At 69.9% G+C, this 18,330-nt stretch carries 18 protein-coding genes; 4 read left to right on the forward strand and 14 right to left on the reverse strand.

What is annotated here, in order from left to right:
* Positions 1-28 precede the first annotated feature (28 nt).
* The 4 genes from PQS31_RS15350 to bamE form a co-directional block, all read right to left on the reverse strand.
* The gene (locus PQS31_RS15350) at positions 29-811 is read right to left on the reverse strand and encodes a SprT family zinc-dependent metalloprotease (RefSeq protein ID WP_272763640.1); all 783 of its coding nucleotides are present in this window, start codon (positions 809-811) and stop codon (positions 29-31) included.
* 209 nt (positions 812-1,020) lie between these two features.
* Entirely contained in the window at positions 1,021-1,923 is a 903-nt protein-coding gene (locus tag PQS31_RS15355; RefSeq protein WP_272763641.1) for a recombination-associated protein RdgC, read from the reverse strand.
* A 105-nt stretch (positions 1,924-2,028) separates the two neighbouring features.
* Entirely contained in the window at positions 2,029-2,925 is an 897-nt protein-coding gene (gene ttcA, locus PQS31_RS15360) for a tRNA 2-thiocytidine(32) synthetase TtcA (protein ID WP_272763642.1), read from the reverse strand.
* A 173-nt stretch (positions 2,926-3,098) separates the two neighbouring features.
* Entirely contained in the window at positions 3,099-3,680 is a 582-nt protein-coding gene (gene bamE / locus PQS31_RS15365; protein WP_272763643.1) for an outer membrane protein assembly factor BamE, read from the reverse strand.
* A gap of 160 nt (positions 3,681-3,840) precedes the next feature.
* Between bamE and PQS31_RS15370 the strand changes: the two genes are divergently transcribed.
* On the forward strand, positions 3,841-4,065 hold the full coding sequence (locus tag PQS31_RS15370; RefSeq protein ID WP_272763645.1) for a DUF465 domain-containing protein: 225 nt from the start codon (positions 3,841-3,843) through the stop codon (positions 4,063-4,065).
* Between the two features lie 53 nt (positions 4,066-4,118).
* Here PQS31_RS15370 and plsB read toward each other — a convergent pair whose 3' ends face one another.
* The 4 genes from plsB to PQS31_RS15390 form a co-directional block, all read right to left on the reverse strand.
* Positions 4,119-6,839, reverse strand: a complete 2,721-nt coding sequence (plsB, locus tag PQS31_RS15375; RefSeq protein WP_272763646.1) for a glycerol-3-phosphate 1-O-acyltransferase PlsB — start codon at positions 6,837-6,839, stop codon at positions 4,119-4,121.
* Between the two features lie 43 nt (positions 6,840-6,882).
* Positions 6,883-7,803 carry a hypothetical protein gene (locus PQS31_RS15380; protein ID WP_272763647.1) on the reverse strand — a complete coding sequence of 307 codons (921 nt, stop codon included), beginning with the start codon at positions 7,801-7,803 and terminating at the stop codon, positions 6,883-6,885.
* 75 nt (positions 7,804-7,878) lie between these two features.
* Complete coding sequence (locus tag PQS31_RS15385; RefSeq protein ID WP_272763649.1) at positions 7,879-8,559, reverse strand: hypothetical protein; 681 nt, start codon at positions 8,557-8,559, stop codon at positions 7,879-7,881.
* A gap of 68 nt (positions 8,560-8,627) precedes the next feature.
* Positions 8,628-8,945, reverse strand: coding sequence for a hypothetical protein (locus tag PQS31_RS15390; protein WP_272763650.1), 318 nt, complete (start codon positions 8,943-8,945; stop codon positions 8,628-8,630).
* A gap of 254 nt (positions 8,946-9,199) precedes the next feature.
* Between PQS31_RS15390 and sctU the strand changes: the two genes are divergently transcribed.
* Positions 9,200-10,405, forward strand: coding sequence for a type III secretion system export apparatus subunit SctU (gene sctU / locus PQS31_RS15395; RefSeq protein ID WP_272763651.1), 1,206 nt, complete (start codon positions 9,200-9,202; stop codon positions 10,403-10,405).
* A gap of 230 nt (positions 10,406-10,635) precedes the next feature.
* Here sctU and sctT read toward each other — a convergent pair whose 3' ends face one another.
* From sctT to PQS31_RS15425, 6 genes are read right to left on the reverse strand one after another with little or no spacing between them, the layout of a single operon-like run.
* A complete protein-coding gene (gene sctT, locus PQS31_RS15400) occupies positions 10,636-11,421 on the reverse strand; it encodes a type III secretion system export apparatus subunit SctT (RefSeq protein WP_272763652.1) in 786 nt (261 codons plus the stop codon).
* A gap of 4 nt (positions 11,422-11,425) precedes the next feature.
* Positions 11,426-11,692, reverse strand: a complete 267-nt coding sequence (gene sctS / locus PQS31_RS15405; protein ID WP_272763653.1) for a type III secretion system export apparatus subunit SctS — start codon at positions 11,690-11,692, stop codon at positions 11,426-11,428.
* The gene (locus tag PQS31_RS15410) at positions 11,693-12,694 is read right to left on the reverse strand and encodes an EscR/YscR/HrcR family type III secretion system export apparatus protein (RefSeq protein WP_272763654.1); all 1,002 of its coding nucleotides are present in this window, start codon (positions 12,692-12,694) and stop codon (positions 11,693-11,695) included. It abuts the gene before it with no gap.
* Positions 12,695-12,697: 3 nt separating this feature from the next.
* Complete coding sequence (gene sctQ, locus PQS31_RS15415; RefSeq protein ID WP_272763655.1) at positions 12,698-13,753, reverse strand: type III secretion system cytoplasmic ring protein SctQ; 1,056 nt, start codon at positions 13,751-13,753, stop codon at positions 12,698-12,700.
* Positions 13,740-14,339, reverse strand: coding sequence for a response regulator (locus tag PQS31_RS15420; protein ID WP_272763656.1), 600 nt, complete (start codon positions 14,337-14,339; stop codon positions 13,740-13,742). Before PQS31_RS15420 ends, sctQ begins: the two co-directional genes overlap by 14 nt.
* Before the next feature lie 2 nt (positions 14,340-14,341).
* On the reverse strand, positions 14,342-15,448 hold the full coding sequence (locus tag PQS31_RS15425) for an ATP-binding protein (protein WP_272763657.1): 1,107 nt from the start codon (positions 15,446-15,448) through the stop codon (positions 14,342-14,344).
* A 63-nt stretch (positions 15,449-15,511) separates the two neighbouring features.
* On the opposite strand from PQS31_RS15425, the gene PQS31_RS15430 reads away from it, so the two are divergent.
* Entirely contained in the window at positions 15,512-15,964 is a 453-nt protein-coding gene (locus PQS31_RS15430) for a flagellar biosynthetic protein FliO (RefSeq protein ID WP_272763658.1), read from the forward strand.
* A 277-nt stretch (positions 15,965-16,241) separates the two neighbouring features.
* A complete protein-coding gene (sctV, locus tag PQS31_RS15435; protein WP_272763659.1) occupies positions 16,242-18,299 on the forward strand; it encodes a type III secretion system export apparatus subunit SctV in 2,058 nt (685 codons plus the stop codon).
* Positions 18,300-18,330 lie beyond the last annotated feature (31 nt).

The following is an 18,330-nucleotide window of genomic DNA, read 5'->3' on the forward strand; positions in this document are numbered from 1 at the left end:
CGTCGCCGCGCGCGATGCCCGGGCCTGCTCAGCCGGTCAGCAGCGCGTGCAGCTCGCCCTTGAGCCGGCGGCCGTGTTCGCGGAAGTAATCGCGGGCCTCGCGCCAGTCGGGGCAGCGCGTCTCGACCTCGCGCCAGAATGCGCGCGAATGATCGGCGTGGATCAGGTGGCAGAGCTCGTGCACCAGCACGTATTCGAACGCCGACGACCGCCCCAGCACCAGGGCCAGGTCGAGCGTCAGGGTGCCGTCGGGCGCCAGCGAGCCCCACTGCGAGGACATCACCTTCAGCCGCACGCGTGACGGCGGTCGCGGCAGGCCGGCCAGATAGGCGGGCATCCAGCGTGCGATATCGGCGCGCGCCTGCGCCTCGTAGAACTCGCGCAAGGCGCGTCGCAGGGCATCGGGTCCGGCCTGCGCGGGCGCGGCGAAGACGATCGTGCCGTCGTCGCGCAGCTGCGCATGGCTGTAGCGGCCCGTCTCCCACCGTACCGGGCAGCACGCCTCGCGCAGCGGCAGTCCGGTGGTCGCTGCGCGATCGAGTGGACGTGCATCGCCGTGATCGGCCAGCTGGGCGGCGAGCCAGCCGCGGTGCTCGTGCAGGAACGCATCCCCGGCTTTCAGGCTCGCACGCAGCGGCAGGGTCAGGCGCGCGCCGCGTTCGCTGACGCTGAGGCGGATGCGCCGCGCACGCGGATCACGCACGCGGGTCACCTCGATCTCGCGTCCGTCCTCGAGCCGGATCCGCAATGTCTCGCGTTGCATCGGAGCGGGTCGGGCGGACGGCGACAGCAGGCGCGAGAGAGACGACATGCGCCGATTGTATGCGCTGCACGTGTCGCGACAGGCGCGCGCGCCGCAACGAATCCGACGCGCCGCGTTCCGTCGTTCCCGCCGCTTCCAACGGCTGCATGTCCGGTCTGGCGGGAATCCGGCGACATCATGCGTGGACACGTTCGTGACGTGTCGTCAGCCGCAATGCGTCGGCACACCCCGGGCCGAGCAGACCTCGGCCGAGCGTCCTACTCCGCCTTCGACAGCTTCAACGCGCCTTCCAGCACCGTGAACAGGCGCTTGAACTCGCCGCGCATCAGCGCGAAACGCGCATCGAGTTCGGCACGCATGTCGTCGTTCTCGGTGTGCTCGAGCGAATCGAGGGCGCCGTCGAGCAGCTTGAACTTGCGGATGATCAGATCCTCGCCGAGCACGAACGACACGTGGTCGTCGAGATTCAGCGCGAGCTTGGTGACCTGCTTGCCGGCATCGAGGTGCCGGGTGATCTCCTCGCACTGCAGGTCCTGGCGCTGGCAGCGCACGATCGCGCCCTGGTCCGACGGATCCTTGAGCTCGCACTCCTCGCCCAGCGTCAACCCGTCGGGCAGCGGCTCGCCGGCGATCCAGCCGGTCATCACCGCGCGCGGCGAGACCTCGGCATTGAGCGGCAGGGCCGGAAAACTGCCCAGCGCGGTGCGGATCTCCGACACCAGGTTCTCCGCGCTCTTGCGGCTGGAGCTGTTGACCGCGACCACGCCGTGTTCGAGATCGATCAGCGCATCGCTGCGCACCGGCTTGACGAACGCGCGCGGCATGAGCTCCTGCAGCAGGTCGTCCTTCATCTGCTTGCGCAGCTTGCCGCCGGGCTTGCGCCCCTGCTTGTCCTCGAACTCCTCGATGCGGCGTGCCAGCAGTTCGTTGACCACCGGGCCGGGCAGGATCTTCTCCTCGCCGCCGACGGTGAGCCAGATCGCGTCCTCGATGCGATGCGTCATCGCCTCGCCGTCGCGGGCGATCGGCGAGACGAAGCCGCGCGAGGACATCTCGAGCGGACCGACCGGCTTGAGCGGGAACTCGGCCAGACGCGCGTCGAGTTCCGACAGGTCGAGAGCGGTGGGGAAGCGGAACAGGGTCAGGTTGCGGAAGAACATCGGGGTCGGTGATCCATGAACGGTGGGAGCGCCGCGGGCGAGGCGCGGTCGCGGGAAGAAGAATCGTCGGGCGGCGCGACGGGGCGCGCGCGGATCAGGGGCCGGTCACGAGGCCTGCGCCGGCGGATCGTCGTGCCATGCGGGCCGGGCGACGGCCGTAGCGGCCGCCGTGCCGGCACCGAGGCCGAGGAAATCGAACAGCTTCGGATCACTGAGCTGCGAGGGCCGGATGTCGCCGAGCGCACGCGCGATCGTCTCGATGCGGCCGGGTGTGTCGCGCTCCCACTGCCGCATCATCAGGCCGACCTGCTTGCGTTGCAGGTTCTCCTGCGAACCGCAGAGATTGCAGGGAATGATCGGAAACGCCTTCGCCTGCGCGTACGCGGCGATGTCGTCCTCGGCCGCGTAGGCCAGCGGCCGGATCACGACATGCTTGCCGTCGTCGCTGCGCAGCTTCGGCGGCATGCCGCTGAGCTTGGCGTGGAAGAACAGGTTGAGGAAGAACGTCGCGACCAGATCGTCGCGGTGGTGGCCCAGCGCGATCTTGGTGAAGCCGTTGGCTTCGGCGTAGGTGTACAGCGCACCGCGGCGTAGCCGCGAGCACAGCGAACACATCGTCTTGCCCTCGGGGATCACCCGGCTGACGACCGAATAGGTGTCCTGCTCGATGATGTGGAAGTCCACGCCCAGCGATGCGAGGTACGCCGGCAGGATGTGTTCGGGAAAGCCGGGCTGCTTCTGGTCGAGGTTGACCGCGGTGATCGAGAACGACACCGGCGCTTTCTTCTGCAGCTGCAGCAGGATGTCGAGCAGGGTGTAGCTGTCCTTGCCGCCCGACAGGCACACCATGACCTTGTCGCCGTCCTCGATCATCCCGAAATCGGCGATCGCGCGGCCCACCTGGTGGCGCAGACGCGTCGCCAGCTTCTGTACATCGGGCGTGCCGGGACGCGGCGCCTGCGCGCGCGGCAGGGGTTCGTGCAGGGGCAGGACGGTGCTCATCGCGCCTAGTTTACCGGGCCGCCCGTCGCAGGGCCTGCGCCGCGCACCGGTGCTCGGCCCGCGACCTGCCGCAGTGCGCGAGCGGTTGTCGCGGGCGCGACGCACCCGGCGGCACGCCGAGACGACACGGGCGCCGTCCGGCGCCCGCGTGGATCACGTGCGGCGCGGCCTGTTCAGGGCACCCACACCAGGTTGCGGGTGTTGGCGTCGGTGGTGATCTCGCGCACCCGGCCACTGCCGTCGAACTGCACCTGGAACTCGGCGAAGCTGCTCATCCAGTAGCGCCACAGGTCGGCGCCCAGATCCGGGTTCTCGCTGCTGATCGGGTAGCCCAGCGACATCAGCACCTGCTCGCGGGTCATGCCCGGGGTGATCTTGGCGCGCTTGATCGCGTCCTGGATCTTGGCCGGATAGCCGGCGATCTTCGCGGCCGGATCTTCGGTCACCACGTAGCGGCGGGCGAAGTCGGCCAGACCGATGTCGCGGCTGTAGTCGTTGCCGATCGCCTGGCGCTCGCCGTCGATGCGCACGTTGACGCGGTGCCGGCCGTAACCGGTCACGCTGACCGGCGTGCCGACGGGCACGACGCGCTTGCCGTTCTCGGCATAGTTGCTGTCGCTGATCCAGCTGCCGTCGCTGCGCATGTTGCAGCACAGGTAGCCGTCGTACTTCTCCTGGGCCGGGGCGCCGGCGCTCGCGGCGAGCAGGGCGGCCGCGAGCAGGGCGGAGGCGGGGCGGAACGGGGTCTTGCGCATCGTGACGTCCTTGGCGGATGCGGCCGGGGCACCGCGAGCGGAAGCGACGCGCGGTCGCCCGGCGCGGCACGCCAACCCCGTCTGGCGTGCGGCGCATTCTTGCAGGCGCTCCGGCGGTCGCCAAGGGCGGCGGCGGTGGCCATCGGGTAAGCTCGGGGGCATGGCGCTTGAGCCCATCGACGACAGCAGCCACGGGGACACCGCCGGGTTCCGGCTGGTGGCCTGGCGTCGCGAGCACCGCGAACTCGACGCCGAGATCCAGCGCCTGCAGGCGGACCCGACGCACGAGGAACTCGCGCTCAAGCGGTTGAAGAAGCGCAAGTTGCTGCTCAAGGACGCCATCGCCCGGCTGGAATCGGCGCTGATCCCCGACGAGCCGGCCTGAGCCGCGCCTGCCGCATGCCCCGACGGGCCCCCCGTCGACGGGCGCCGCGGACCTCAGTCGGCGGGCGGCGGGGGCGCGGGTACGGCGCGCACCGCTTCCGGGCTGACCTTCTCGATGGAATGCCGCAGCTCGCGGCCGAGGATCACCTTCGCGTCCTTGGCCAGCACGGCCAGGCGCTCGTCGAACACCAGTTTGCTGTTGCCGTCGAGCTTGACCAGGCCCAGCTCGCGCAGCTTCTGGATGAATCCGCGGAACAGCGACTTGTCGAAGAACTCCGGCGCGGCCGGCGCGTACAGCAACGACAGGCGCTGTGCGGCGAGCTGGCACAGGCTTTCGAGTTCACCGGCGCCCAGCGTGCCCGGCCCGTTCTTGGCCAGCACCGAGATCGCGATGTAGTAGCGCTCGAACGCCTGCTGCAGCGGATGACTCAGCGCACGCAGGCGGAACACCTCGTCGGTCTGGCCGGCGTTGCGTGCGAACACCTCGCCGTCGTCGGCATTCGCCAGTTCCAGCAGCCCCTCGCGTACGAACACGTCGAAGGTGCGCTCGATGCGCTCGGCGAAGCCGTCCTCGTTCCAGGGCAGGAACAGCTCGGCCTGCAGGAACGGGTACATCGTGCGGCCGAGCCGGCGCACGGTGTGCCGGCTCATGCGCCGGTTGTGCAGGAAGCAGCAGGCGATCCATGCCGAGGCCGTGTAGAGATGAAGCACGTTGTTGCGGTAGTAGGTGAGCAGCACCGCCTGCTCGTCGTCCACGCGCAGCACGTCACCGAGCGGATGGGCGACGCGTTCGAGCACGCCGATCTCCTCGCCGTGGGCGACGATCTCGGCCGGCGAGTGCGGGGTGACGGTGACCCGGTCGGAATAGGGCACCTCGACCAGCATCTGCTTCGACAGCGCGATCTGGGCCAGCAGATCCGCCTCGCCCATCGCGTGCTTGGGCGTCGACAGCAGGGCCATCGCCAGCAGGTTGATCGGGTTCACGTCCGCGGCGCGGTTGATGTTGACGTGGATGCGCTGGGCCAGGACGTCGACGGTGTTGGCCAGCCACGCCGGCTTCTCGTCCTCGGCCACCGGGCCGCCGTCCCAGTCGGGGGCCATCTCCGCGAGCACGTCGCTGAGATGGATCGGCTCGCCGAAATTCACCACCACCTGGCCGTAGTTGCTGCGCAGCACCTGCGGAATGCTCCACAGCAGCTGCCAGATCGATTCCTTCTTCTTCTGTTTGCCCGACAGTTCGTCGAGATAGCTGTTGCCCTCCATCAGCTTCTCGTAGCCGATGTAGACGGGCTGGAACAGCACCGGCTTGCGCGGCTCGCGCAGATACGCGCGCAGGGTCATCACCAGCGCGCCGCCCTTGGGCGGCAGCAGGCGTCCGGTGCGCGAGCGACCACCCTCGATGAAGTACTCGATCGAATAGCCGCCGCCGACCAGCTGCGCCATGTACTCGGAGAACACCGCCGAATACAGCGCATTGCCGCGGAAGCTGCGCCGGGCGAAGAACGCGCCGCCCTTGCGCAGCAGCGTGCCGATCACCGGCAGGTTCAGATTGACGCCGGCGAAGATGTGCGGCGGCACGATGCCGCGGCCGTACAGCAGGTACGACAGCAGCAGATAGTCCATGTGGCTGCGGTGGCTGGGCACGTAGACGATCTCGTGCCCGGGCGCGGCTTCCTTGAAGCGGTCCAGGTGATGCACCAGTACGCCGCGGAAGATCCGGTTCCACACCGTGGTCAGCAGGAAGCTCGCCGACCGCACCACCGGGTGCGAATAGTCGGCGGCGATCTCGTAGGCGTAGGCGTGGGCCTTCTTCCACGCGTCCTCGGGCTTGATGTTGTCGCGGCGCGCCTGGTCGGCGATCGCGTCCTTGACCGACGGCGACGCCAGCACCTTGTCCACCAGCAGGCGGCGCGTGGACAGGTCCGGCCCGATGATCGCCTCGCGCACCCGGTTGAAATGCGTGCGCAGCACGCGCGAGAGCTTGCGCACCGTGCGCTCGGCGCCGAGGTCCTCGGCCAGCAGCGGACGGACCTCGACCGGCTCGGCGAAGCGCACCAGGGTGTCGCGGCCGTTGAGCAGGATCGACAGCAGCCGGCGGAAGCGGCCGACGATCGCCCAGTTCTCCGAGAACAGCACCGAGAACCAGCCGTTGTTCTTGTCGGGCGAGCGGCCGACGAAGATCGACACCGGCACCACCTGCACATCGAGGGCGGGATCGAGCCGGTGCGCCTCGAGCAGGCGCGACAGCGATTCGGAATGGGTGGATTTGGACGGCGCCATGCCCGCGGCCAGGGCCAGCGCGCCGCCGGCGTTGCGTCGCGACAGGGCGACGTAGGCGCGCTTGCGGCCCAGCGGATCGCCCGGCAGCGGCTGCAGCGGCGAGGGCAGCCCGGCCTCGCGACAGGCGCGCTCGAGAATCAGCGCGTTCGACAGGCCGTAGTCTTCCAGTACGTAGCAGACCGGGCGGTGATCGACCAGCGCCTCGGGCGCCTGCGGCTCGACCTTCAGGCCGATCCACGGCCGCATCAGCCGGCCGAGCAGGCCGGCCCACCAGGGCACACGTGGTGTGCGCGGCCGTGCCGCCAGCGGCACGGGCAGCGGGGCGGCGAAGGCGGGCGTGGTGTCCGGCGCGGGCGCCGTGGCCGCGTCGGTCTCCGCCGCGGAATCGGTGTCGACAGGGCCGGGCGCACCGGCGTCGCGTCCGGTGTCGGCCGCGGGGCGGGGGTCCTGGCCACCCGGGAACTGCAGGGAAGGTTGGTCGGGCATCGGCGGCATTATGCCCAAGGCCGGCCGTCGGGCCGTGGGCGCCCGGGCCTGTTCAGGCGGCACCGGGCGCACGGTCGCCCGGTGCCGCCGCGGCTGCCGCGCGCGCATGGCGGAGGAAATCCGCGAGGTACCAGCGTCCCGCGACGCGCTCGACGGCGACCACGGCATCGACCGGCCGGCCGGCCAGCAGGTAGCGCATGCGCACCCGCGCGGTGTCGCCGGTCTGTTCGATCAGGCTGACGTCCAGGCTGTCGAAGGCCATGTCCAGGTCGAGCCCGTACTCACGCAACTGCTGCTTGGTCGCGGTGAACAGCGGCGACAGCGCGTCCAGACCGCCCGCCATGCCCGCCTGGCCCAGGCGGGCGTCGTCACCCACTCCGCCCCGCCGGGCGGCCTCGACCAGGGCGCCGATGGCGGCACGGGCGCGGTCGCGGTCCGACAATGGCGCCTGCGCCGCCCAGTCGCTGACCGCGGCCACCAGCTGGGTGTAGTGGGCGCGTTCGTCCGCGCTGAACGCCCCGTCGTGTTCCAGGTACTGGGCCGCGAAGACGCCCAGCGCGATCGCCGCCGAGCGCAGCTCGCGGTCGGCGCCGGCGAACTGGCGATTGAACGCCTGCAGCAGGGTGCGCTCGGCCTGCGGCGCGGACAGGGCCGCGAGCACCGCCGGCACCTGGCCCGACAGCGGCAGTTCGGTCAGAGGCCAGCGCGAGCGGCCCTCGCGCCAGGCCTGATCCAGCGGCTGGGCCAGGGCCGGGGGCACGGCGTCGTGTGCGAACGCCGCCAGGTCACCGCTGCGCAGATGGGCCGTGAGTCCGCTGACGGCCTCGGTCGGCGTGGCGCCCCCGGTCACGCGTTCCGGCACCTCGGCGGCGTCGCGTTGGCAGGCGCCGAGCCACAGCATCAACGGCAGCAGGGTGAACAGCGGCCAGGCGCCTGGTCGGCGCCCGGGCCGGGTGGCGGCCTGGGCCTGCATCCGATGTCCCCGGGTGATCGTTCGACGGTCATCCTGCATCGCGCGCCGGTACACGACAAGCGCGTCGCAGGCGGGTCAGAGGTCGCGCAGCACCCAGCCGGGCGGCGTGTCGGCCCCCACGGCATCGAGCGCCGCCTGGGCGATCGCCTCGGGCGTCCGGCCGGCCGTCCAGGCCGCGGCCACGGCGGCCAGCCGTTCGCGCGTGGCCCGGGTGTAGGCGCCTTCAAGTTCGTTCTGCGCATCCACCGCCAGCTTCTGCGGATACAGCGTGCGCGCATCGTCGCTCTGGTTCAGCAGCGCGATCATCCGCGCCAGACTGGTGCGGAAGGTGTCGGCCGACAGCGCGGTGCGCTGGGTGCGCTGCAGGTGCCAGACCGTGAGGTATTCGACCGGCCCGAGCATGCGCCGCGGCGAGCCGCCGAAGAACTGGCCGGATGTCAACGCGCGCGCGTCGAGCGGGCCGGGGCTGTCGGGCAGCCGGGTCGCCCCCCACGAACTCAGCGCCCCGCCCGGCAGGTCCATGCGACGCAGTGCCGTTCCGAAGGTCTCGGCCAGCAGGCGCTGGGCGCGCAGGTCGTCACTCTCGGCCACGACACCGAGCAGGCGCAGGAACACCGGATACCGGTCCTCGCCGAGCCGCCGCACCAGCCGCTTGAGGACGGCCAGCCGGTACTCCGGATCCGGATGCGCGGCCAGCGCCGAGACCAGGCGGTCGGCAGCGGCACGCAGCGAAACGGCAGTGGGCGCGTCGGTCATCGCGGCGGAGTATCGCACTGCGTCCGCGTCGTGCCCGGCGGACGGCGGTCAGGTCGCGCGCGGTCGGCTCAGGCCAGCGCCTCGAGAATCGCGTCCGCGCCGAGGTCCGCCGCCTGCGAGAGGTCGAGCGCCGACAGGCGCTGTTCGAACCCGACATCGCCGGCGAACTGGCGCAGCCCGGCCGGAACGCCGTCCCAGGCGGCGATGTTGAGCACGTCTTCGCCGGGGTCGGCCGCCGGCCCTTTCGGTGCGCTGTCCGGCGCCGCATCGCCGACCGGCCCCCGCCCTTCGGTGCCCGCATGCCGCAGATCGTCGAGCGCGACCTGCCCGCCCAGCCGGTCGAGGCTGGCGGCGTTGAAGCCGGCGTCGGACGAAATGCTGCTCATGGCGGACGGAGCGTTTCCGAGGTCTAGGGGCCGCACGGGCGGCGATGGCGGGACTGTAACGCCGGCGACATCCCGCGGCCATCTCGGGCTGGCCCTAGGGGATGACGGGGAAGCGCCGCGACGCGCCGTCGAAGCTGAATCCCGCATGGCGCGGCGCCGCCTTCGGCGTGGGCGCCCCGTGGCGCCGCGGCCAACGGGCCGCAACCCGGTGCGTGCTAGCCTCGGCGCCGACCCCGCAATGCTCCGGAAATGCGATGGCCGAGCAGAACGAAGGCGCGGACAAGACCGAAAAACCGACCAGCAAGAAGCTCAAGGACGCGCGCAAGGAAGGCAACGTCGCCAAGAGCCGGGAGCTCACCAGCACCGTGCTGATCATGGGCTGGCTGGCCGGTGGCTGGCTGCTGATGGGCGACATGTACCGCCGGGTCAGCGGATTGTTCGAGCAGGCGCTGGTGGTGATGACCCAGCCCTTCGATATCGCGCTGCGCACCATCGTGCCGCTGGCGGCGCAGACCTTGCTGGCCATGACCCTGCCGCTGCTTCTGCTGGCCGTGCTGCTGGCCCTGCTGGTCGAGTTCCTGCAGGTCGGCCCGGTGGCGACGATGAAGAAGGTCACGCCCGATCTCACCAAGCTCAACCCGGTCAGCGGCATCAAGAAGATGTTCTCGATGGACAACGCCATCGAACTGGTGAAGTCGGTCTTCAAGAGCGTCGCCCTGCTCGGCATCGGCGGCTTCGTGCTCTGGGGGATGATCCCGAACCTGCTGCATCTGCCGTTCGCGCAGCCCGCGGCGATCGGCAGTGCGATCTGGCATGCGCTCAAGTGGATCGGGATCTGGACGATCTTCGTGTTCTTCTTCGTCTCCGCGCTCGATGCGTCGTACCAGAAGTTCTCCTACATCAAGAAGCTGCGCATGAGCCGCCGCGACATCAAGCAGGAGGTCAAGGAGAACGAGGGCGATCCCTACGTCAAGCAGCGCCGCAAGCAGTTGCACCAGGAATGGTCGCAGCAGAACATGCTCAACGCCGTCCGTGGTTCGAGCGTCGTCGTGACCAATCCCACCCACATCGCCGTCGCCCTGCAGTACGAGCAGGGCGTGGACGATCTGCCGCTGGTCGTCGCCAAGGGCGAGGGCCACATGGCCGAGGAAATCCGCCGCGTGGCCGAGGAATCGGGCGTGCCGATCCTGCAGAACGTGCCGCTGGCGCGTGGTCTCAATGCCAAGGTCGAGATCGACGACTACATCGGCAACGACTTCTTCGAGGCCGTGGCCCAGGTGCTGTACTGGGCCGAGGGCATGCGTCAGGGCGAACTCCGGCCCGAGCCGCCGGAATGGGTGCCACCGCCCGAGATGCGCAATGAGATCGGCCTGCCCGACGACGCACCGGCCGCGCCGCCGTTGGCGGACGATGCGGCCATCGCCGAACGCTTCGAGGATCCACGGGATCCGATGCGCTGACCCGGCGCGCGGTTGCCTGTGTAGCGGCGCGCGTGCCGCGTGCCCTGTCCGGTGGACGGCGCCTCACTGCCTTCGTCGCAGCGCGTCACGTCGGCCGGGGACTGTGTCCTGCCGTGGCTGTTGCGATCCGCTCCTGATCTGTCGCCGTCGAGCGAGCCGAGCATCGCGGGCGGCGGGGACGAAGCGCCGCTGCCGTCAAAGCGGAACGCGATGCACCCCGACACGAGGCACTACCCCCCGAACGCCCCCTTGAGCGCATTGACCAGACCACTGTTGTCGACCAGTCGACGCATCACGACCTCGACGAACACGCCGAGCATCAGCAGGATGATGGCCGTCGCCAGCCAGGCCTTGATCGGCATCGTCAGCGCGAACACGTTGAGCTGCGGGGCATAGCGGTTGACCAGACCGAAGGACAGGTCGATGACCAGCAGGATCACCATCGCCGGTGCGGCGAGCAGCAGCATCGCGGTCATCAGGTAACTGAATTGCCCGACGAACAGGGCCATGCCGCTCATGCGGATGTCCGGAAAGAAACTCGTCACCGGCCAGACCGTGTAGCTGGTCATCAGCAGATCGAGAAACACCAGGAACGCGCCGCTGGCCATGAACAGCCAGGCCGCCAGCTGCGACAGGAATTCGCCGTGCAACGACGTCTGGTGTCCCTGCACGGGGTCGAAGATCTGCGCCATCGACATGCCCACCTGGGTGTCGATGATCACGCCGGCCGAGCTGATCGCCCAGAACACGATGCCGTAGCAGAAGCCGATCGAGATGCCGATGAAGGTCTCCTTCAGCACGATCGCCGACCAGTGCGCGGTGCCGGCGGCCTCGATCGGCGGCGCACCCGCCAGGGCGATCGGGATCGCCACGATCGCCAGGCTCACCATGAAGCTGTTGCGCACCATCGCCGGCACCGTCTCGGTGGTCAGCAGCGGCAGCATCAGGAATGCGCCGGCGATGCGCGGCAAGGTGAGTGCGAGCGCCAGCAGCGGGTTCTGCGCGAAATCGAACACCGCGTCAGCGCCTGACCAGGCCGGGGAAGTCGAGGAAGATGCGGTCGGCGAACACGTACAGCGAGCCGCCGATCAGCGAGCCGGTGACGAACAGCATGATCACGATCGTCAGGAACTTCAGCGCATAGGGAAACGTCTGCTCCTGCAGCTGCGTCGCCGCCTGCAGGAACGCCACCACCAGGCCCACCAGCGCCGCCGCCGCGACCGGCGGCCCGGACAGCAGCAGTACCAGCCACAGCGCTTCCTTGGTGAATTCAAGCACCGCGCCCATCTAGGTGGCCGTCCCGTAGGTGAGCACCAGGCCGTGCACCAGCTTGGCCCAGCCGTCGATCAGCACGAACAGCAGCAGCTTGAACGGCAGCGACACCGTGGTCGGCGAGAGCATCATCATGCCCAGCGCGAGCAGGATGTTCGCCACCACCAGATCGATGATCAGGAACGGCAGGAAGATCAGGAAGCCGATCTGGAACGCGGCGGTGAGTTCGCTGACGGTGAACGCCGGCACGATGACGATGAAGTCGTCCGGCGTCAGCTCGGCGCGGCGCTCGGGCGGCAGCATGCGCTGCACGCTGCGCAGGAAGAACGCGCGCTCGGAATCACTGGAATGCTGGATCAGGAACGTGCGCAGCGGTTCCTTGCCGGCATCGACCATCGTCAGCAGACGGTTGGTGTCGAATGCGCCGCCGGCCGCGGGCGCCGCGACCGGCGCCGCCGGCCGGGTGATCTCCTCGGCGAGTCCGGGCGGCGGCTCGGCCGCGTCACGACGCGGGTCGTTGCTCGATCCGCCCCGCACGGCACTGAACATCGGGTCGGGCGTGGTGTCGCCGGCCCGGCTTTGCGCGTCGGCTTCCGCGGCCAGGGCGTCGGCGGCCGCGGGGCTGGCCGGCGGCGGATCGCCGGCAGCCGCGTCCTGCACCGGTTCGGCATCGGGGCGCACGGTGATCGGGCGTCCCTCGCGGATCGCCTGCTGCTGCGCCCGCGCGTCGATCTGGCGCTGCACCGAGGCCGGCGGTGGGCGCCCTTCGAGCCGCGCCTGCACCGCGGCGTTGACGTCGAGGATCACCGGATACATGACATAGATCGACAGCACGATCGCCAGACCGTTGATGACCACGTTCGGCGGCACCTGCTGCAGGCCCAGCGCGTTGCGCAGCAGGCTCAGCACCACGACGATCTTGGTGAACGAGGTCACCATCACCGCGACGAACGGGGCCAGCGCCAGGCTGACCACCGTCACCAGCACGAGCGCGGGCGAGAAGGTGCTGAAATCCATCGATCAACTCCAGCCGATCAGGCGCACGCCGAGCGTGTCGCCCACCGCGACCAGCTCACCGTGCCCGGCCACGCGGCCGTTGGCGCGGATGGTCACGTTCGCGCCTTCCAGATGCGCCGGCAGGGCGAACACGTAACCGGGCTGCAGGCCGGCGAGATCGCCCAGGCGCAGCTCGACCGCGCCCAGTTCGAACGCGATGTCGACGGGCAGTTGCGCCGTCGGGTCGGCGGCGGACGGCGGCGCATCGGCGCCGGCCGGGTCGGGCATGTCGGTGTCGGACATCGGAACGGTCTCCTGGAAACGGGGGCGGGAATGCGGAGGGCCGTCGACGCGCCAGCCCTCGCCGGCGGCGCGCAGGGGCCAGCGCCGTCCGGCGGCTTCGACATGGACCGGCGGCGCGCGCGTGCTGCCGACGACGATCACATCACCGGGGCGGAGCCCGCGCAGTTCGTCGCGGGTCAGGGGCGGGACTGCGAGCGCGATCGAGGCCGGCGCCGGCCACTGCCGCCAGCGGCCGAGGTCGACCGTCACGTCGTCCGCGGCATCGCGGGCCAGGACGGTGTCGAGCCAGCCCGGCGGCACACGCAGCGTGCCGCGCAGCACCGGGGCGTCGTCGTCGTCGTCCTCGGGGGCGAGTTCGAACGACAGCCACACCGCGTCGTCGACGGCTGCGGGCGCGCCGGTATCGGTCAGCGGCACCAGCGACGTGCCGAGCGCGGCGCTCAGACGCAGCAGGGCGGGTTCGTGGGCCAGGCTCCAGGCCAGGATCCGCGCCCGTCCCTGGTGGTCCTGCCACTGCAGTACATCGTGGTCTCCGTCCGCTGTGGACGGGGCGGCGACGAACTGCACGCCCAGGCGCACGCCATCGGCGTCGAGTTCGAACAGGCCGCCCGGTGCCACCGCCTGGCCGCTGCGCAGCGCCAGCACGTCGCCGGCGTTCGCCCAGCGGAGCGGGCGGCGGTGGAGTGCGCGCAGCGTGGCGGCCTGCGCGGGTGCGAGATGCGGAATGCGGTCGCGCAGCGGGGTCGCCGCGCGCGGGCGTGCGTCAGCCGTGTCCAAGTGCCACCTTCATCAGTTCGGGGAGGGAGCGCACGCCGAGTTTGCCCATCATGTTGGCCCGATGCAGTTCCACGGTCTTGATGCTGATGCCGAGAATGTCGGCGATGATCTTGTTCGGCTTGCTGGCGACCACGAGGTCGAGCACCTGGCGCTCGCGGGGGCTCAGGGCCTCCAGTCGCGCATCCGGCTGCGCGCCGACGGTCCGGCGCTCGCGGCGCAACGCCGTTCGGATGGCCTCGATCAGCGCCTCGTCGCCGAAGGGCTTTTCAAGGAAGTTCGCCGCGCCCTTGCGCATCGCCTCCACCGCCAGGGGCACGTCGCCGTGGGCGGTCACGAACACCAGCGGCAGGGTCGAGCCGCGCCGCAGCAGTTCGTCCTGCAACTGCAGGCCGCTCATTTCCGGCATGCGGATGTCCGACACCAGGCACTCGTCGTCGCCGTGACGCGCGCTGTCGTAGACGGTGAGAAACGCGGCGCCCGAGGCGAAGGCGCGCACCTCGAAACCCGCGGTCTCCAGCAGCCAGGCCGTGGAGTCGCGAAAGCCGTCGTTGTCGTCGACCAGATAGATGCAGGGCGCGCCGGGCATGCTCAGATCCTCCTGTCGGGTGTCGGAAGCGTGAATCCGAAGACGCTGCCGCCGCCGTCGCGGGCCTCGAAGAACAGGCGGCCTTCGTGGTACTCGATGATCGAGCGGCAGATCGCCAGACCGATCCCCAGTCCGTCGGACTTGGTGGTGTAGAACGGCGAGAACAGCTGGGCACTCTCGGCCTCGCTCAGGCCCGGGCCGCGGTCGCAGACCCGCACCTCGACCTCGCCGTCGAGGTTGACCCGGCCCTCGATGCGCAGGCCACGCCGCGCAGCGGGCACTTCGCGCATCGCTTCGATCGCATTCTTGACCAGGTTCAGCAGCACCTGTTCGACCATGACCCGGTCCGCGTAGACCTGCGGCAAGGCCGGGGCGAGGGCGAGTTCGACCCGCAGCTGCTGGCGCTCGGCTTCCAGGCGCAGCAGTTCGAGCACGGTGTCGACGATCAGCGGCAGGTCCTGGGCATCGCGACGCGGCTCGCGCGCGCGGACGAACTCGCGCACCCGGGCGATCACCGCCGCCGCATGCTCGGCCTGGGTGCGCGCGGCCTGCAGCGCACGTTCCACCTGCACCGGGCCGCCCGCCTGGCCGACCAGGCGCAGGCTGCCGTTGAGGTAGTTGACGATCGCCGCCAGCGGCTGGTTGAGCTCGTGGGCCAGGGTGGCGGCCATCTCGCCGACCGACATCATCCGCGAGGTGAAGAGCAGCTTCTCCTGCTGCGAGCGATGCGAGTCCAGGGTTTCGATGCGCTCGCTGATGTCGACCGCGGTGAGCAGGGCGAGCGATCGCCCGGTGGTCTCGAGCTCGCGCCAATGCAGCGCATACCAGCGTCCGCTGCCGGGTGCCCGGACCTCGTCGCCGCGGGCGTCGCCGGTCAGCTCGCCGTACAGCGTGGCCAGCAACGCATCGCGCTGGGCATGGCCGGGCAGCGTGCCGAGATCGGCGCGGAAGCGGTCGTTCGCGCAGACGAGGGCGCCGCTCCGGCGATCGAAGGCGGCGCACGCGAACGGCACCGCGTCGAGGACGCCGCGCAGGGCGTCGTCGCCGGTCTCCGCCCGGCCTCCGGCGTCGACGGCAGCGCGACGACGGACGCGTCCCGATGCGGTCATGCGACGACGGGGCCTGCGTTAACGTAGGCCCGCACCGCTGGGGTGCCGTCCCGGCCTGGAGCCATGAACCACGCAGTGCCAACCTTTCCCTGCAACCGCCGCCCGTACGGGCGCGTGCCTGCCGCCGTGCTCATTGGCCTCGCCGCGCTTCCGGCCTGGGCGACCGCTCCGTCGACCGTGCCCGGCGGCGATTCGTTCGTCGGTGAAATGGTGGCGATCCTGCTGCCACTGGTCTTCATCATCGCGGGCTTGCTGTTCCTGCTGCGCATGCTGCGCCGGCGGTACGGGCTGTCGGGCAGCGATACCCCGCTGTCGGTCCTGCAGATCCTGCCGGTGGGCCCGCGGGAGCGGGTGGTGCTGGTCAAATCCAGGGCCGGGCGCGTCTTCGCGATCGGCGTCGGGGCGCAATCTGTGACCTTCATTACAGATCTGGACATTCGCGACGTCGCTCCTGAATCCACTGCGGCCGTCGTACCGGCCCCCCCATCCGTATCCAATATCGATGGCGATCGTTAAGTCACTGTGACGCTTAGGATTTTCACTGTTTGGCGCTGACGCGCCCGGCTCTTCACGCACATTGCGCCGCGCCCGGAACACGCTTGCAACGTCGGTTTTATCTGGCGATAACATGGCGTTGCTATCGTAGATTGGCACAATGTGACGCACAAGGTCAGGGGCAGATGCGCCGAATGCACTCCGGAATGCGGTGGAGCACAGCTGTTCCCGGGACACGCCCAGGCGTGATCCGGGCGACGGGTGCAGGCCGGTCGCCATGCGGCGTCGGAGGGGCGGCGTGAAGGCGCTGCTGGCGACGCTGACCGGCGCGCCCGCGGGCGCGGGGCCCCGGGCCAAGCTCGGCTACAGCGATGTGGTGCTGGCGTTCGCCGCGGTGACGATCATCAGCGTGATGATCCTGCCGCTCCCGCTGGTGCTGATCGACATGCTGGTCGCGGTCAACATCTCGATCGGGTTCGGCCTGCTCCTGCTGGGCATCTACATTCCCACGCCGGTCGCGTTCTCCAGCTTTCCGAGCGTGCTGCTGCTGACCACGCTGTTCCGGCTGGCGATCTCGATCGCGATCACCCGCTCGATCCTCCTCAACGCCGAAGGCGGCCACATCGTCGAGACCTTCGGCGCCCTGGTGGCCGGCGGCAACCTCGTCGTCGGCATGGTGGTGTTCCTGATCATCACCGTCGTGCAGTTCATCGTCATCGCCAAGGGCGCCGAGCGCGTGGCCGAGGTCGCCGCGCGCTTCACGCTGGACGCGATGCCGGGCAAGCAGCTCTCGATCGATTCCGACCTGCGCTCGGGCCTGATCGACAAGGACGAGGCCCGGCGCAAGCGTCGGCTGCTCGAGACCGAAAGCCAGCTGCACGGCTCGCTCGACGGCGCGATGAAGTTCGTCAAGGGCGACGCTATCGCCGGCATCGTCATCATCCTGATCAATCTGCTCGGCGGCCTGGCGATCGGCGTGCTGCAGCGGGGCATGCCGCTGGCCGAAGCGACCCACGTCTACAGCATCCTGACCATCGGCGATGGTCTGGTCTCGCAGATTCCGGCCATCCTGGCGACGATCGCCGCCGGCCTCGTCGTCACCCGTACCACCGGCGAGATCGACGACCGGCATCTCGGTGACGCGATCACCCGGCAGGTGTCGGGGCAGCCGCGGGTGATCCTGATCACCGGCCTGCTCGCGCTGCTGATGACGCTGGTGCCCGGCTTTCCGTGGATGGTGTTCCTGGTGCTCGGCCTGGGCCTGCTCACGCTGAGCGCCTGGCGTTACCGCCACCAGTTCGAACTGCTGCGGCGTGCGTTCCGGGTGAGCGACGACGAAGTCGCGGCCCAGGCCCAGGCGGCCATCGAACACGACGACCTCGCGCCGCCCGCGCCGCTGCAGCTGCAGGTCGCACCGGCGCTGGCCCAGGCACTCGGTGCACCCGCGCTCGAGGCACGCGTGGTCGAGGTGGCCCAGCGTCTGCGCGAGGAATACGGCGTGCCCGTGCCGGTGCCGTCGCTGCGCATCGTGCCGGGTCTGGGCGAGGACGAGTACCGGCTCACCGCCTTCGGCGCACGCATCGCCACCGGCCGGCTGCGGACGGATGCGTGGTTCGAACCGCAGCCCGCGATGGCGGCCGGCGCGACGCCGCTGACCGGCTTCTATCCCGCGATCCTCGCGGGCACCTGGCGCGACACGCAGTCCGATGGCGCGCAGACGCCGCTCGACGTGCTGGCCGGTCATGCGTCCGCCGCGATCCGTCGTCGCATGGGCGGCTTTCTCGGGATCCAGGAAACGGCCAACCTGTTCGCGCGCATGCAGCGCGACTATCCGGATCTCGTCAAGGAAATGCTGCGCGTCGTGGCGCCGCAGCGCGTGGCCGATGTGCTGCGGCGTCTGTCGGAAGAAGGCGTGCCGGTGCGCAACCTGCGTGACGCGTTCGAAGCGATCACCGACGTGGGCGGCCGCGAGAAGGACGTCGTGCTGTTGACCGAATACGTGCGCGTCGCGCTGAAGCGCGAAATCGCGGACCGCTATTCAGACGATGCGCGCACGCTGCATGTACTGTTGATCCATCCCGAACTCGAAGACAAGCTGAGACAGTCGGTCCGCGTGGCGGGCGGTGTGAGCCAGCTTGCAATCTCGCCCGAACTGGCGGGACGTCTGGGCAACGAGGTGCGTGCGCATCTCGGGCGGCAGGCCCCCGGTGTGCGCCCGGTGCTGCTGTGCTCGCTCGACGTGCGTCGGCATCTGCGCAAGTTGCTGGAAGTCGATTTCTTCGATCTGCCGGTGCTCTCCTACCAGGAACTGGCACCGGATCTGCGCATCGTGCAGGCAGGGCAGATCAATGCATGACGTCGTTTCAACCCGAGGCGCGCGTCGGCGG

This window comes from Luteimonas sp. BLCC-B24, assembly GCF_028550595.1.
In the GTDB taxonomy this organism is placed as follows: Bacteria; Pseudomonadota; Gammaproteobacteria; order Xanthomonadales; family Xanthomonadaceae; genus Luteimonas.

Excerpts from the sequence above, each read along its gene's own strand:
- PQS31_RS15350 (WP_272763640.1), bottom strand. The coding sequence starts at position 811 with ATGTCGTCTCTCTCGCGCCTGCTGTCGCCGTCCGCCCGACCCGCTCCG.
- PQS31_RS15355 (WP_272763641.1), bottom strand. The coding sequence starts at position 1,923 with ATGTTCTTCCGCAACCTGACCCTGTTCCGCTTCCCCACCGCTCTCGAC.
- ttcA (WP_272763642.1), bottom strand. The coding sequence starts at position 2,925 with ATGAGCACCGTCCTGCCCCTGCACGAACCCCTGCCGCGCGCGCAGGCG.
- bamE (WP_272763643.1), bottom strand. The coding sequence starts at position 3,680 with ATGCGCAAGACCCCGTTCCGCCCCGCCTCCGCCCTGCTCGCGGCCGCC.
- PQS31_RS15370 (WP_272763645.1), top strand. The coding sequence starts at position 3,841 with ATGGCGCTTGAGCCCATCGACGACAGCAGCCACGGGGACACCGCCGGG.
- plsB (WP_272763646.1), bottom strand. The coding sequence starts at position 6,839 with ATGCCGCCGATGCCCGACCAACCTTCCCTGCAGTTCCCGGGTGGCCAG.
- PQS31_RS15380 (WP_272763647.1), bottom strand. The coding sequence starts at position 7,803 with ATGCAGGCCCAGGCCGCCACCCGGCCCGGGCGCCGACCAGGCGCCTGG.
- PQS31_RS15385 (WP_272763649.1), bottom strand. The coding sequence starts at position 8,559 with ATGACCGACGCGCCCACTGCCGTTTCGCTGCGTGCCGCTGCCGACCGC.
- PQS31_RS15390 (WP_272763650.1), bottom strand. The coding sequence starts at position 8,945 with ATGAGCAGCATTTCGTCCGACGCCGGCTTCAACGCCGCCAGCCTCGAC.
- sctU (WP_272763651.1), top strand. The coding sequence starts at position 9,200 with ATGGCCGAGCAGAACGAAGGCGCGGACAAGACCGAAAAACCGACCAGC.
- sctS (WP_272763653.1), bottom strand. The coding sequence starts at position 11,692 with ATGGGCGCGGTGCTTGAATTCACCAAGGAAGCGCTGTGGCTGGTACTG.
- PQS31_RS15410 (WP_272763654.1), bottom strand. The coding sequence starts at position 12,694 with ATGGATTTCAGCACCTTCTCGCCCGCGCTCGTGCTGGTGACGGTGGTC.
- PQS31_RS15420 (WP_272763656.1), bottom strand. The coding sequence starts at position 14,339 with ATGCCCGGCGCGCCCTGCATCTATCTGGTCGACGACAACGACGGCTTT.
- PQS31_RS15425 (WP_272763657.1), bottom strand. The coding sequence starts at position 15,448 with ATGACCGCATCGGGACGCGTCCGTCGTCGCGCTGCCGTCGACGCCGGA.
- PQS31_RS15430 (WP_272763658.1), top strand. The coding sequence starts at position 15,512 with ATGAACCACGCAGTGCCAACCTTTCCCTGCAACCGCCGCCCGTACGGG.